Origin of the sequence: Serratia nevei (assembly GCF_024160145.1) — a bacterium.
In the GTDB taxonomy this organism is placed as follows: Bacteria; Pseudomonadota; Gammaproteobacteria; order Enterobacterales; family Enterobacteriaceae; genus Serratia; species Serratia nevei_A.
Genome location: NZ_JAMYWQ010000014.1, coordinates 1 through 14,056, shown reverse-complemented (window position 1 = coordinate 14,056; position 14,056 = coordinate 1). Strand labels below are relative to the sequence as shown.

The window sequence follows — 14,056 nt, the reverse complement described above, 5'->3', positions numbered from 1 at the left end:
GCCTAACGGCTTGGCGAACAGAAACAATAGGATAAACCCCAATCGCCCCGAGTGACGCCGTCACATCACACCATTGACTGGCCCCCTTCCATTCGCTTGGAGAATTCACACCCTTTTAGCGCCGATTTTGCCGATAAAACGTGCAGTAACGCTGCGAGCCGACACGTAGCGGCTTGTTTCGCCATGCAATACGTAAGGCCGTGCTGCGCGCAACTGCGCATATCCCGCAGGCCGCCGCATTTCACCCCGATGAAATACGCATTTTGCCGTTATTTTAAACGTCTGTTTCACGACGGGCGGGGGCCAAATGTCGCTTTCTTTACTGTGGTACGCGTTGTTTTTCGTCGCTCTGCTGGCGGCAGGCGCGCCGGCCTTCGTACTTATCAACAGGCTGGAGCGCACGGCGCCCCGGCACCCACCCAAATTATACCGCCGCAGCCTGCTGCTGACGGCCTTTGGTTTTGCACTGGCGACGTTGCCTTTCAATATACCGGCACCGCAGCGGCTGTGGTTGCTGCCGGCGGCCACGTTGCTCATCGCCCTGGCCTGGCTTGACTGGCGTCACCGGTGGCTGCCGGACCGGCTGACCCAGCCACTGCTGTGGGGTGGGCTGCTGTGTAACCTTGACGCTCGCTGGGCGCCGCTGGACGACGCGGTTATCGGTGCCGCAGCCGGCTATGGCGCATTATGGTTGCTCAACGCGCTTTACCGATACGCGCGGCAACGAGACGGCATCGGCCAGGGCGATTTCAAACTGCTGGCGGCGCTGGGCGCCTGGCTCGGCTGGGCCATGCTGCCGCTGCTGGTCTGTTTGGCGGCGGCGTTCGGATTAGGCGTGGCGTTGGCGCGCGGCCTGCGCAGGCGGCGTGCCTGGCAAGCGCCACAACCTTTCGGCATCGCCTTGGCGGCGGCTGGTTGGCTGTGTCTGCTGACAGGCGCCGGCCCCGCTAATCCGCAGTGGGATTTTATTTATTTTACAGCGAAATCCCAAAATAAAACCCAGATGGGACGCGGCTCTCAGCCCACATCGCCGCTTTCCCTCACCTCACAGCCGGCCGTTTTTCCGCCGCCGCCGGGGGGATGACAACCCAGTGAAATTTTGCCTATTTCACCAAAACTCACTGTGTCCCTGCCGGCCCCGGTGTTACTTTTCCCAGCTGGATCACGCCATGGAGCCTCCCATGCAAAACCCGGTCAGACCGCTCGCCGCCCTTGCCGACAGCGAACAGCCGCATTCTTCCCTGCGATGGCTGCTGCTGGCCGCCGTCGCCATCACAGGCCTGTGGTATGCCCCCTATTTGTCGTTGGTGATTTGCAGCGGCCTGATCGCCGCCTTTATGCTGCTGCGCCAGCAACCCGATCGCCTGCTGAATCTCTCCGCGTTCCTGCTGCTGACCGTGATCTCCGTGGTGCCGCTGGCGACGAAGAACCTCGAACCGGTGATGAACGACAAGGTGAACTACTACCTTGAGATGCAACAGTACAGCGGTTACGGCCTGATGGACTGGCTGGCGCAGTTCTCCGGCACCGACTTTGTCTCGCACCTGCTGTTCAAACTGACCGCCACCTGGTTTGGCGTCGGTAACGGCGCATTCGCCGCCTTCTTCCTCATCAGCTTCTCGCTGCTGGCGCTGGGCGTTTACCGCCTGTCGCGCACTTACTTTGCGGTGATCCTGTTTTTGTTCTGCTGCCAGTACAATTTCCAGGGGCTGTACGGCAACCTGCTGCGGCAAGGGCTGGCGCTCTCTTTTCTGGTGCTGGCCGTGTCGGAACAGCACCGCGGACGCATGCTGCTCTGGATCGTGCTGGCGTCCTTCAGCCACTTTTCCGCTTTCCTGTTTCTGCCCTATCTGTTGTTGCCCGCACGCTGGCGCACCGTCGGCACCCTGCCGGTATTGGCGCTGTTCGCCGCCTGTTACCTCGGCGGTGCGGTACTGATGCCTAAATTGATCGCCGTGGTCGGCAATGATTTTTTGGCTTCGCGCGCCGAGGCTTACGTCAGCGGCGACTTCGGCAATAACCCGGTGCGTAAAATTCAGATCACGCTGCTGTACGTCGGCGTGGTGGAGGCGCTGTATCAATTCGCCCGCTACAAGTTCCGCACGCCATCGCCCCGGTTCGTACAAGCTGCCTATGCCGTGCGCCTGATGTTCCTCTATAACTGCGCGGTGTTCTTCGCCACCATCAGTTTTGAAGAGGTGGCCAACCGCTACTCATTCAATATGATGATCTTCGTGCTGATCTTTATGGTGATGGTGTGCGGCAACCTGAAAGACACGGTGAGCCGGGTGCTGTTGACGCTGCTGTGCTTCTCGCTGGGCATCGCCTCCTATCTGTATATCAACCAGGTCGGCGTACAGCAGTTCTGGTACGGCGACCTGCAGGCGCTGGTGACCGACAGTTTGCCGACGATCCTCAACAAGCTGAACCTCGCCGGCACGCCGTGGTGATCTCGCCGGTTTAAACTTGCCACGCCCCCTGCTCGTCTGCGGCAAGGGGGCATGGCGCGCTCACGGCTGCGTTTTACTCACCCGATCCAGATACAGCATGCTGTTGGCGATATCCACCCGAGCCTCTTCGACGTTGTCCCGCAATGCCACCAGCGTTTGCCCCTGCAGCGCCACCACATAGGGCGAACCGGCCTGCAGTTCCCTTTGCAGCGTGACGTAACGTGCGCTGCGCGCGGCGCTGTTGCCCTCCGCCGCTGCCGCACGCGTTTCCGCGCTGATGGCCGGAATGTGCCACTGGGTGCGCCAGGCCAGGGTTTTCGGCCCATCAGGCACGTTGTAGGCGAAGGCACTGGCGTTGGTGTTCGGATCCAGATAGTCGGCACCCCAGTAGGTAAAGATCGCCTGAAAATCGCGGCCGCGCATCTTACCCCACAGATCGCTCTCCACCACCGGCTGGATATCCAGCCGCAGCCCGGCCTGCGCAAAACTGGCCTGCAACGCCTGTGCGATGTCAGTATACGGCGGTTGGTTGATAACGATCAGACTGATGCGCGTGCCTTCGGCGATGCCGGCCTCACGCAGGATCTGTTTGGCCTTGTCCACGTCGAGTTTAAACGGCCGATCGTCGAGCGCACCGTCCAATCCCTGCGGCAAGAAAGCCTGATGCACGCGATATTGCCCTTTCAGCAACCGCTCGGCGATGTTTTGATAATCCACCAGCCAGCGCGCCGCCTGCCACAGCGCCGGGTTGCCCAGCACCGGGTTGTCTTTACTGCCGGTGTTGAAACCGAGGTAATACACCCGGGGGGCATCGGCCTGCTCGATGCGCACGCCCGGCACGTTGCGCAACGAGTCGAACTGATCGGCACCCAGATCGTAGGCGACGTCGGCATCCCCCTTCAGCAACAGCAGACGGCGGGTACCGGCGTCGCTGACGTTCTTGAACAACACCGTTTTTAGCCTGGCCGGCGACGGCGCATAGTCATTGCGGCCAAACAGCAGCGCCTCGTGCGGCACATAGTTGCTCACCCGGTACGGGCCGCCGCCGGCGGAATGATTGCGCAGCCAGGCGTTGCCGTAATCTCCCTGCTGCACGTGCCCGTTCAGCAGCTTCTCATCCACGATCGAGGCCACGTTCGCCGTCAGCAGACGCAGCGCCAGCTCGCTGCCGATGTTGGCGGGCCAACTGAGCTGCACCTGATTATCCCCGACCTTCTTCAGCTGCTGTTCAACGTTATTCGGCGTCCAGCCAAACTCACCGAGGATAAACGACGGCGCCTTGTTCAGCTTCACCGCACGCACCAGCGAGAAAATCACGTCCTCGGGACGCAGCGGATTACCGGAAGCAAAGCGCTGTTGCGGTTTCAGGGTAAAGGTCAGGGTGCGGCCATCGGCGCCCGCTTGCCAACTGCCTGCGGCGTCCGGCGCCAGCTTTTGCGGCGCGGCGCGATCCGGCGCCACCAGACGCTGATAGAGGTTGACCAGATTGGCCGAGCTGACGGTTTCAAAACTTTCCGCCGGATCGAGGCTGATGATGCCCTCCAGCGAGCTCACTACCACCAAGGTATCCTGCGGGGTGGCGGCCTGCGCGCCGAAAGCGGCCGCCAGCGCGCCAGACAATAAGGTCGGGATTAACCGTTTCATCGATACACTCTCCAAAATCGCGCGGTTGCGCTGTTTTTCGAGTGTAGGGGGCGAGCGTTAGCGGAAGAACGACGATAAATTGCTTTATTTATTACCAGGATGGATATGCCCGCCACGTTGGCGGGCATAGGCTCAAGCGATAATGCGGCCATGCGCCATCGCCACCGCGCGATCGCACATGTGGTCGATCACGTCCGCGTCGTGGCTGACCAGCACCATGGTCAAATCGCCCGCCTGTTTCAGCTCGTTGAGCAGGTTGAGGATCTCCGCCTGCACCGACATATCCAGCGCCGAGGTCGGCTCATCGAGCAGCAGCAGCTTCGGCCGCAACAGCAATGCGCGCACGATCGCCACGCGCTGCCGCTGACCGCCCGACAGCTGATGCGGGTAGCGATCCAGCAGGCGCGGATCCAACCCCACCTGGCGAAAACCCGCGTCGATCTTGCTTTCGATGCCGCTTTCCTGCAACAGTTTGAGCGGCTCCGACAGCGTGCGCAAAAGCCGATGTTTGGGATGCAGCGAGGCATAGGGATCCTGAAACACCATCTGCACCTCGCGCCGCAGTTCGCCGGTAAATGCCTGGCCCGGCTGCAGGCGCCGCCCCAGCAACTCAAAACCGCCCTGCCAGCTGCCGTTCAGCCCGGCCAAAACCCACAGCAACGAGGACTTGCCGCAACCGGAAGGCCCCACCAGCCCGAAGCATTCGCCCGGTTCGATGCGCAGGTTAACACCATGCACCACGGTGCGCAGTTCGTAGCCCTGGCGGTGGCTGACGCTCAGGTTCTCCAGTGCAATCACGCTCATTTCAAGGTCTCCAACAGCGCGCGATCCAGCACCGGCAAGGGTTTGCCGCGCGTCTCGCGGCTCGGCCGGCACGCCCACAGCGTGCGGGTATAAGGGTGCGTGGCCTGCGCCAGCTCTGCCGCCGGCAGTTGATCCAACAGTTCACCTTTGTACATCACCAACACGCGCTCGCAGTGGTGCGCCACCTGCTGCAAATCGTGACTGATCAGGATCAGGCCCATGTTGCGTTGCGCCACCAGGTTTTCTATCAGCTGCAGCACCTGATCGCGCATCTGGTGATCCAGGGCCGAAGTCGGTTCGTCGGCAATCAACAGCTGCGGATCGTTGATCAGCGCAATGGCCAGCATCACCCGCTGCCCCATGCCGCCGGAGAGCTGGTGCGGATAGCGGCGGCACAGCGCCGCCGGATCGGGCAAGCCCACCGCCGCCAGCATCTCCAGCACTTTCTCACGCCGCTCGGCGCGGCTCAGCCTGGCATGCAGCACCAGCGGCTCCGCCACCTGGCGGCCGATCGGCTGATTGGGATTCAGCGCATGCTTGGGATCTTGCATCACCATCGCCACCCGGTCGCCGCGCAGGCGGCTCCATTGGCGCTCGCTCAGGCGCGTGAGGTCTTCATCGCCCAGCGTCAGGCGCTGCGCCTGCGGCTGCAACGGCGGCGGCAATAGCCCCATCAACGCACGCGCGGTCAGCGATTTGCCGGAGCCGGACTCACCGACCAGCGCCAGCCGCTCCCGCCCCATGCTGAACGAAATGTTTTTCACCAGCGCCACCGGCTGCGGCCCCGGCACGCCGATCGTCAAACGTTCGACGGTCAATAAGGTGTTATCAGTGCCCATGACGAGGATCCATTTTGTCGCGCAGGCCATCGCCCAGCAGGTTAAAAGCCAGGCTGGCGAACAGGATCGCCCCGCCCGGGGCGGCGGCGACCCACCATTGGTCGAAAATCACTTTGCTGCCTTCGGCTACCATCGAGCCCCATTCGGCGGTCGGCGGCGCGACGCCCATGCCGAGAAACCCCAACCCGGCGGCGGACAGAATGATGCCGCCCAGGCTCAGCGCCGCGCGCACCACCGCGCTCGGCAGGCACAGCGGTAAAATGTGGCCAACCATCAGCCGCAGCCCGTTGATGCCCTGCATGCGCGCCGCCGCCAGGTAGTCGCTGCGGCGCAGCGCCAGGGTTTCCGCCCGCGCCTGGCGGGCAAAGGCCGGCCAGCTGGTCAATGCCAGCGCCAGCGCGCCGTTCATCAGCCCCGGCCCCATGACCGCCACAAACGCCAGCGCGATCACCAGGCTCGGCAGCGACAGGAAAATATCGGTCAGGCGCATCAAAATGCGCTCTACCCAGCCGCCGAGGTAACCGGCGCAGATACCGACCAGCAGGCCGATGGGAATGGTCAACACCAGAATCAGCGACACCAGAATCAGCGTCGGCCGTGCGCCGTAAATCACGCGGGAGAGCAAATCGCGGCCGAAGCCGTCGGTGCCCAGCCAATGTGCGGTGGAAGGCGGCAATAACCGCAGCTCGATATGCTGCAAATTGGGATCGAAAGGCGCCAGCCACGGGGCCAGCAGCGCGGTGACGATCAGGATCGCCACCAGCGCCGCGCCCAGCGTCAGCGTGGTCAGCCGCCGAGCGGTGCGATAGCCGACGGCCGGCTCGCTTTGCGGTTCGTGTTCAGAGAGATATTGGCTCATCGGGTTCGCGGATCCACTAAATAGGTCAAGGCGTCGGCCAGCGCATTCAACAGCACGAAACAGGTGCCGATCAGCAACGTGGCGCCGAGGATCGCCGGCGTATCGGCGGCAAACAGCGCCGAGGTCAGATAGCGCCCGACGCCGGGCCAGGCGAACACCGTTTCGGTCAAGACCGCCCCCTCCAGCAGGCTGGCATAGGAGAGAGACAGTACGGTGATCAGCGTGCCCAGCACGTTGGGAAACACGTGGCGCAGCAAAATGCGCAAGCGGCCGGCGCCCTTGGAGCGCGCCAGCGTCACATATTCCTTGTTGCACTCTTCCAGCATCGCTGCCCGCAGCAATCGGGTAATGCCGGCCATCGACAGCAGCGCCAACGCCAAGACCGGCAGCCACAGATGGCTAATGGCGTTATAGAACATCTCGCGATCGCCGGACAGCCAGCTGTCGATCAACACAAAACCGCTGCGCGGTTCCATGCTGTACAAGTAGATGTCGTCAAGCCGCCCCGGCCCCGCCGACCAGTGCAACGTGGCGTAAAACAGCAGCAGCCCGAGCAGGCTCAGCCAGAAAATCGGCACCGAATAACCGATCAGCGACAGCAGACGCGCCGCGTTATCCAGCCAGCTGCCCGGTTTGAGCACCGCCAGAAACGCCAGCGTAATGCCGCCAAGGGCGCCGAGGATAATAGCGCAGGTGGCCAGCTCCACCGTCGCCGGGAAGGTACGCAGCAGATCGCTTAACACCGGCTGGGCGGTGATGCGCGAAATGCCCAGATCGCCGTGCGCCAGGTGCACCAGATAACGCCAAAACTGCAGCGGCAGCGGCTGATCCAACCCCAGCTCGTGCCGCACCTGTGCATAGGTGGCTTCACTGGCGTGATCGCCCGCCACCTGCAGCGCCGGATCGATCGGCGCCAGGTGCGACAGCATGAAGGTGAACAGCAGCAGGCCGAGCAGCGTCAACGCCAGCGACAGCGCGCCGCCGATCAGCCGCCCGCCCCAGCGCCAATATCGCCGGGCCGCCCCGGCGGCGGCGGACAGTTCAGCGGCCATTACTTGCTGACCTTGCTGTAGAACACCATGTCTGGGTTGATGCCCTGCACATAGCCCTTGAGGTTGTCACGCACCGCAATCAGGCTGCGCGCCTGCAGGCCGATGACGAACGGCGAGCTTTGCTGCACCTGTTTTTGCAGTTGCTGGTAGTCGGCCACCCGTTTGGCGGTGTCGTTTTCCGCAGTGGCGGCCAGCGTCAGCTTACTCAGCGCCGGGATCTGCCAGTTGGCGCGCCAAGCCAGCGTCTTGCTGCCGTCTTCCGGGTTATAAGCGAAGGCGGCGGCATTGGTGTTAGGGTCGAAATAATCCGGCCCCCAGGAGGTCAGCGTCGCATCGTAGTTAAGCGCTTTCACCTTGGTAGAGACCTGCGAACTGATGCCCGGCACCAGTTCCACCTTCACGCCGCCCTGGGCAAAGCCGGCCTGCAGCGCCTGGGCGATATCCAGGTACGGCGGCTGGTTGTTGACGTCCAGACGGAAACTGACGTTGCTGAGCCCCGCTTTGGCCAGTATTTCTTTGGCTTTTTGCGGATTGAAACTGTACGGCTGATCCTTGAGCGCCCCCAGATAACCGTCCGGCAGGAATGCCTGATGGCTCTGGAACTGCCCTTTCAGCAGATCGTCGGCGATGCCCTGGTAATCGAACAGCCAGCGCGCCGCCTCCCAGAACGCCGGATTACCGAGCGCCGGTGACGCCTTGGCATTGAACTGCAGGAAATAAAGCGAAGCGTAAGGAATGGCCAGGGGTTTGACGCCCGGCTTGCCCTTCAAGGCCGCCATCTGATCCGCGCCCAGGTTGCGCGCGATATCGGCATCGCCCTGCTCGATCAGCAAGCGGCGTGCGGCCGGATCGGGCACGTTTTTGATCAGGATGGTTTTCAGCGTCGGCGCCCCTTCCGGCGAGCCGGGGTTGGCGTCCAGCACCACCACTTCGTGCGGCACATAGGTGCGTATTTTGTAAGGGCCGCTGCCGGCGGAGTGGCTGTTCAGCCATTGGTGCCCCAGATCGTCGCCCTGCTGGTGCGCCAGCGCCTCTTTGGCGTCGACGATCGACGATACCGGCGCCGACAGCAGACTGAGCACAAAGGCCGGGCTGACGTTTTCGCTCCAGCTGATTTTCACCTGGTGGTCATCCACCTTGCTCAGATGTTGCTCGACGTTTTTCGCGTTCCAGCCCAGCTGCGTCAGGATAAACGACGGCTCCAGATTGAGTTTTACCACCCGTGAAAGCGAGAAGATCACGTCTTCCGGCCGCAGCGGATTGCCGCTGGCGAATTTGGCGTCCGGGCGCAGGCTGAAGGTCAGGCTGCGGTTGTCGGCGCCGGCCTGCCAGCGGCTGGCCAGGGTCGGTTTGAGATCGATGGGGTTATGCGGATCGGACTGGATCAGACGTTGATACAGGCTGTTGAACGACTGCACCGTGGTTAACTCAAATCCCTGGGCCGGGTCAAAGCTGACCACGTCATCGATAGACTGCGCGATCACCAGCGTGTTGGCCGGCGTCGCCGCCTGCGCGTTAACGCTGGCCGCCACGGCCAAAAACAGCAAAGAAGGAACGAGCGCTTTCATCTGAAACTCTCCAAGCGGATGGAATTTATAATAATTTCGCGAGTGTATGCGAGCGCGATCGGCAGCTGAAGGTACTTAAATCACTATAGATATTCTTTTTATGTATATAGATGGGATTTTGATTATTAGAGGGGACGATGCAGAATGCGCGGCAGGCGTTGCCTGCCGCTTATCGATTAAATCTGGTAGTCAATCACCGTATCCAGCTGCGACGAGAAGACCTTGTCTTTGATTTCGGTCAGCGACAGCGTCGGGTTACACAGCTGGATAAAGCGCCAGGCATAGTTGCGCTGCAGCTGGCTGCGTTTCAGGCCCAGCCATACCGTATTGGGTTCAAACAAGTGTTCGGCGTTGAGGCTCACCAACCCGCGATCGCGCTCTTTTTCATACGACATGTCAGCCAGCACGCCCACGCCCAATCCCAGCTCGACGTAGGTTTTGATCACGTCGGAGTCCTGCGCGCTGAGCGCGATGTCCGGCGTCAGGCCCGCCGCCTTGAACGCCGCATCCAGCTTCGCGCGCCCGGTAATGCCCTGGCGGTAAGTGATCAGCGGCAGGGTACTGAGCATCTCCAGCGTCACCTGCGGCTGGCGCGTCAGCTCGTGTCCTTCCGGCACCAAAATGGTGTGATGCCAGCGGTAGTAAGGGAACGCCGCCAGCGATTCGTCGCTCATCAGCCGTTCGCTGGCGATGCCGATATCGGCTTCGCCGGCGGCCAGCATCGAGACGATCTCCTCCGGGCTACCCTGATTGAGCACCACCCGCACCCGCGGGTAAAGCGCGCGAAACTCTTTGATGACCCCCGGCAGGCTGTAACGCGCCTGGGTATGCGTCGTTGCGATATGCAGCTGCCCCGAATCGTTGCTGCTGAAAACGTCCGCCAGGCGCCGGATATTATTGGCGTCGTTGAGAATGCGTTCCGCCACCACCAGCAGCTCTTTACCGGGCTCGGTCATGCCCAGCAGCCGCTTACCGCGGCGAATGAATATTTCAATGCCCAGCTCTTCTTCCAGCTCGCGAATATGCCGACTGACCCCGGACTGCGACGTAAATAAGGTATTGGCGACCTCGGTCAGGTTGTAGTTGCAGCGCGCCGATTCGCGAATAATTTTTAATTGTTGAAAGTTCATCCCCGTCTCCCTGTTTCTTGCGGTAGCGTTTGCCCTATTGATACGGAGTCCGGCGGCGCTGAACAAATAAGAAATAGCCTTTAGTTATGCAATTTAATACTAAGTGAATTATTTATCGTTAATCTTGGGGGATGAAGGCGGGGAGAAATGATGAATGGCTTTAAAAATAACGAGATAAATAACCACACAAAGAAAACGCCTTAGATAACCATGCAGAGTAAAGTTATTAAATAGAGGGATTAGATATATGAAAAAGGGCTCAGCATGCTGAGCCCTACACTCGCCGACGCCCCGCGAACGCCTCAGGCCGTGGCCTCCACCCCGAAAGCGCCGGGGCGGTTCTGCTGTAGCCATTGCTGGACGTAACGCACCAGATCGCCGATGCAGTCATCCTGCATGCCGTGGTGCTTCAGCTCGTTATCCAGCGCAAACAGGTATTGCGCATTGGTGCCCAGCGGGCCGCTGGCGCTGGCGATCAATGGCGCGATCACCTGGTGGCTGGTGTCTGCCTCAAACAAAGGGTGCTGCGGATTCATCACAAACACCAGCGCAGTGACAACTTCACCGCCCTCCAGCTGCAGCTCACACCAGGTGGGCACGTAGCAATCGGTGATCATCTCGCGCTTCCACAACAGCTCCAGCTCTTCGCGCAGCTTGCTTTCCGGCAGACGGAAAGCCAATCCGGTGGTCTGGCCGCCCTCTTTCAGCGCCAGCATGCGCCCCGGCTGATGCAGCGTGCCGCGCCCGGCGGTCAGGCGCATGCAGAACGCCCGGTGCCAGCCCTGCAGCATGGCAGGCCGCACTTCTTCCGATTCGAAAACCGGATTCCACATCAGCGAACCGTAACCGAATACCCATACCGGGCTGTGATCCGGCCGGCGCGATAACGTGCAATCCAACGAGGCTGCGCGCTGTTCAGGCGTCAGCAACAGCGACTCCTCAATAGCGCCGAATGCAGTTTTGCAATCCGCTTTTTGCAGAAAATCTCGCGTTAACACTGTTACAACCTCCCGGGAATACGATTTCTCGTCCTCCCTCGCCACTGCTGAACCTTTGCAATTTTATTTTTGGCTGCGGAATTATATTAATTCAATAATCGCGCCTATTAAGAATGACCATATTCTTTTCCCGCCGCGCAATCAAGTTACAAAGTGGCGTTAAAGTGAAAAAGTATTTGTACTGAGCAGCAATAATATTAATTGCCGAGGTCAGCATAACATCTGCGCGATTTTTACCGGAGGGTAACGGCGCGGTTTTTGTGCCGGCGATTGCGCGCCAATGAGCAAACAATTCTCATTATCAAACGGCGTGGTATACTCACCGTCAAACGAACTATAAGGAGATCCTCGTGACTACCGAAACCCCTCGCTCACGCGCACCCTACCTGATCGCCGTCAGCGCCGTGCAAGACATTACGCCGCACCTGCGCCGCATCACCTTTAGCGCGCCCGATCTGCGCTACTACCCGGCCAACGCCGCCGCTGCGCACATCAAAGTGTTTTTACCGCTCGCCGGCCAAACCCAGCCGGACCTGCCGACGCTGACCGAAAACGGCCCGCGTTGGGCGGCGGACGCCGTGCGTCCTATCGTACGCACCTATTCCATTCGCGCCGTGCGCCCGGAACAGGCGGAGGTGGACATCGAGTTCGCCATTCACGATCATCAGGGCCCGGCGGTCAATTTTGCGCGCCAGGCGAAAGCCGGCGATAAAATCGGCATCAGTAACCCGGGTGGCCCGAAACCGATGCTGCCGGCGGCCGATTTCTACTGCCTGGCGGGCGATCCTTCCTCGCTGCCTGCGCTGGCCGCGCTGCTGGAAAACCTGCCGCCGCACAGCGCCGGGCGCGCTTTCGTCCGCGTCGACAGCGCCGCTGACGTCATCGACCTGAAGAAACCCGCCGATGTTGAGGTCGATTGGGTGGTCGGCGGCACGGAAAAAACCGACGAATTGATCGCTCGGTTCCGTGCCTATTCTCTGCCGCAGGGCGAAACGCACTTCTGGCTCGCCGGTGAGGATCGCCTGGTGGTGGAACTGCGCCGTTACCTACGCCGGGAACGTCAATGCGATCGTAATCGTCTTTATGCTGTGCCTTACTGGCGTGAGGGGTTAAATGAAGAGGGTTACCACAATAAACGGCATGAAATCATGGATAATCTTGACGATTGACCCTCGTTTTTTCCTTGATTAACCACGCAGTAACCCAATAAACACGAATTTTCTCAAATTTGGCGTTAAAAACTGGCGTTATTGCGTAAAAGTAAGTAAATAAAACCGCACCCCGTGCGGTTTTTTTGTTACCCTGCTCACACAAAGCAAACAATTGCTTTCTCAGATAAAAACAACATCACACCGGCGCCGCAGGTGTATCCTAATATAAAATACCTACTGGAAACGCTGAGTTGCCGTGTCACGGCGACCGGCACCGACGGGCTACGCTGTTTGAGAAGGAGTGCCACCCTCATGAAGTCGCAACACGATCCTGGCCGATCCACCAAGTCTCGCCACACCGAATACTCGCTGATCTTCCCCATCGCCGCGCTGGTGGTGTTGAACTTATGGGGCAGCACCGGTAACTTTCCGCTGATCGTCGGCATCAATATTCTCGCGCTGGTGGGCATCCTCAGCAGCGCCTTCAGCGTGGTGCGCCACGCCGACGTGCTGGCACACCGGTTGGGGGAACCCTACGGCTCGCTGATCCTCAGCCTGTCGGTGGTGATCCTCGAGGTCAGTCTGATCTCGGCGCTGATGGCCACCGGCGACGCCGCACCGGCGCTGATGCGTGACACGCTGTACTCCATCATCATGATCGTCTCCGCCGGCCTGGTCGGTTTCGCGCTGCTGCTCGGCGGGCGCAAGTTCGCCACCCAGTACGTCAACCTGGGCGGCATCAAGCAGTATCTGATGGCGATTTTCCCGCTGGCGGTGATCGTGCTGGTATTCCCGAGCGCGCTGCCGGGCGGCAACTTCAGCACCGGGCAGGCGCTGCTGGTGGCGCTGATCTCCGCCGCCATGTACGGCGTATTCCTAGTGATCCAGACCAAAACCCACCAGAGCCTGTTCGTGTACGAGCATGAAGACGACGATGGCGACCCGCACCACGGCAAGCCCTCTTCGCACAGCAGCGCCTGGCATGCCGCCTGGCTGGTCGTGCACCTGATCGCGGTGATCGCGGTCACCAAGTTCAACGCCAATCCACTGGAAGGCCTGCTGACCAAGATGAATGCGCCGGCGCAGTTCACCGGTTTCCTGGTGGCGCTGCTGATCCTGTCGCCGGAGGGGCTGGGCGCGCTGCGCGCCGTGTTGAACAACCAGGTGCAACGCGCCATGAACCTGTTCTTCGGTTCGGTGCTGGCGACCATCTCGCTGACGGTGCCGGCGGTGACCATCATCGCCACCCTGACCGGGCAGACGCTGATCTTCGGGCTGCAAACGCCGCATATCGTGGTAATGCTGACGGTGTTACTGCTGTGCCAGCTGTCGTTCTCGACCGGCCGCACCAACGTGCTGAACGGCACCGCCCACCTGGCGCTGTTCGCCGCCTACATGATGACTATCTTCGCCTGATCAAAAAGGGGCGCACCCTGCGTAATGCCGATCGTTTAAGGATCAATTGACCGATCCTGTGGTTGCTGTACAAAGGGTCCATGGCATCGTCATGGACCCTTAAAATGGAACTTTCCCAGGCTCTTGGCATTATCAATTTCACCAC

General features: G+C 60.7%; 12 protein-coding genes. 4 read left to right on the top strand and 8 right to left on the bottom strand.

The window, feature by feature from the left end:
- Positions 1-307 precede the first annotated feature (307 nt).
- Entirely contained in the window at positions 308-1,084 is a 777-nt protein-coding gene (locus M6G53_RS11755) for a prepilin peptidase (RefSeq protein ID WP_253331574.1), read from the top strand.
- 97 nt (positions 1,085-1,181) lie between these two features.
- Positions 1,182-2,450, top strand: a complete 1,269-nt coding sequence (locus M6G53_RS11750) for an EpsG family protein (protein WP_253331565.1) — start codon at positions 1,182-1,184, stop codon at positions 2,448-2,450.
- A 60-nt stretch (positions 2,451-2,510) separates the two neighbouring features.
- On the opposite strand, the gene M6G53_RS11745 is transcribed toward M6G53_RS11750, so the two are convergent.
- From M6G53_RS11745 to M6G53_RS11710, 8 genes are all read right to left on the bottom strand, one after another.
- Entirely contained in the window at positions 2,511-4,094 is a 1,584-nt protein-coding gene (locus M6G53_RS11745) for an ABC transporter substrate-binding protein (protein ID WP_253331563.1), read from the bottom strand.
- Between the two features lie 132 nt (positions 4,095-4,226).
- Positions 4,227-4,898 (bottom strand): ABC transporter ATP-binding protein, encoded by a 672-nt coding sequence (locus M6G53_RS11740; RefSeq protein WP_253331561.1) that lies wholly within the window; start codon positions 4,896-4,898, stop codon positions 4,227-4,229.
- The gene (locus M6G53_RS11735) at positions 4,895-5,737 is read right to left on the bottom strand and encodes an ABC transporter ATP-binding protein (RefSeq protein WP_253331559.1); all 843 of its coding nucleotides are present in this window, start codon (positions 5,735-5,737) and stop codon (positions 4,895-4,897) included. Before M6G53_RS11735 ends, M6G53_RS11740 begins: the two co-directional genes overlap by 4 nt.
- Positions 5,727-6,596: an ABC transporter permease gene (locus M6G53_RS11730; RefSeq protein ID WP_253331557.1), complete on the bottom strand. Its 870-nt coding sequence runs from the start codon at positions 6,594-6,596 to the stop codon at positions 5,727-5,729. Before M6G53_RS11730 ends, M6G53_RS11735 begins: the two co-directional genes overlap by 11 nt.
- Positions 6,593-7,648: an ABC transporter permease gene (locus M6G53_RS11725; RefSeq protein ID WP_253331555.1), complete on the bottom strand. Its 1,056-nt coding sequence runs from the start codon at positions 7,646-7,648 to the stop codon at positions 6,593-6,595. Before M6G53_RS11725 ends, M6G53_RS11730 begins: the two co-directional genes overlap by 4 nt.
- Positions 7,648-9,216, bottom strand: a complete 1,569-nt coding sequence (locus tag M6G53_RS11720) for an ABC transporter substrate-binding protein (RefSeq protein WP_253331553.1) — start codon at positions 9,214-9,216, stop codon at positions 7,648-7,650. The genes M6G53_RS11725 and M6G53_RS11720 overlap by 1 nt, the downstream gene beginning before the upstream one ends.
- A gap of 176 nt (positions 9,217-9,392) precedes the next feature.
- Positions 9,393-10,346 carry an HTH-type transcriptional regulator Cbl gene (gene cbl, locus M6G53_RS11715; RefSeq protein ID WP_110610940.1) on the bottom strand — a complete coding sequence of 318 codons (954 nt, stop codon included), beginning with the start codon at positions 10,344-10,346 and terminating at the stop codon, positions 9,393-9,395.
- Between the two features lie 302 nt (positions 10,347-10,648).
- Complete coding sequence (locus M6G53_RS11710; RefSeq protein WP_253331551.1) at positions 10,649-11,344, bottom strand: gamma-glutamylcyclotransferase; 696 nt, start codon at positions 11,342-11,344, stop codon at positions 10,649-10,651.
- A gap of 350 nt (positions 11,345-11,694) precedes the next feature.
- Between M6G53_RS11710 and M6G53_RS11705 the strand changes: the two genes are divergently transcribed.
- The gene (locus tag M6G53_RS11705; RefSeq protein ID WP_253331549.1) at positions 11,695-12,513 is read left to right on the top strand and encodes a siderophore-interacting protein; all 819 of its coding nucleotides are present in this window, start codon (positions 11,695-11,697) and stop codon (positions 12,511-12,513) included.
- A 294-nt stretch (positions 12,514-12,807) separates the two neighbouring features.
- Positions 12,808-13,911 (top strand): sodium-potassium/proton antiporter ChaA, encoded by a 1,104-nt coding sequence (gene chaA / locus M6G53_RS11700; RefSeq protein ID WP_253331547.1) that lies wholly within the window; start codon positions 12,808-12,810, stop codon positions 13,909-13,911.
- Positions 13,912-14,056 lie beyond the last annotated feature (145 nt).

What these genes read in the sequence shown, in the direction of transcription:
- M6G53_RS11755 (WP_253331574.1), top strand. Translation starts at nt 308, where the DNA reads ATGTCGCTTTCTTTACTGTGGTACGCGTTGTTTTTCGTCGCTCTGCTG.
- M6G53_RS11750 (WP_253331565.1), top strand. Translation starts at nt 1,182, where the DNA reads ATGCAAAACCCGGTCAGACCGCTCGCCGCCCTTGCCGACAGCGAACAG.
- M6G53_RS11745 (WP_253331563.1), bottom strand. Translation starts at nt 4,094, where the DNA reads ATGAAACGGTTAATCCCGACCTTATTGTCTGGCGCGCTGGCGGCCGCT.
- M6G53_RS11740 (WP_253331561.1), bottom strand. Translation starts at nt 4,898, where the DNA reads ATGAGCGTGATTGCACTGGAGAACCTGAGCGTCAGCCACCGCCAGGGC.
- M6G53_RS11735 (WP_253331559.1), bottom strand. Translation starts at nt 5,737, where the DNA reads ATGGGCACTGATAACACCTTATTGACCGTCGAACGTTTGACGATCGGC.
- M6G53_RS11730 (WP_253331557.1), bottom strand. Translation starts at nt 6,596, where the DNA reads ATGAGCCAATATCTCTCTGAACACGAACCGCAAAGCGAGCCGGCCGTC.
- M6G53_RS11725 (WP_253331555.1), bottom strand. Translation starts at nt 7,648, where the DNA reads ATGGCCGCTGAACTGTCCGCCGCCGCCGGGGCGGCCCGGCGATATTGG.
- M6G53_RS11720 (WP_253331553.1), bottom strand. Translation starts at nt 9,216, where the DNA reads ATGAAAGCGCTCGTTCCTTCTTTGCTGTTTTTGGCCGTGGCGGCCAGC.
- cbl (WP_110610940.1), bottom strand. Translation starts at nt 10,346, where the DNA reads ATGAACTTTCAACAATTAAAAATTATTCGCGAATCGGCGCGCTGCAAC.
- chaA (WP_253331547.1), top strand. Translation starts at nt 12,808, where the DNA reads ATGAAGTCGCAACACGATCCTGGCCGATCCACCAAGTCTCGCCACACC.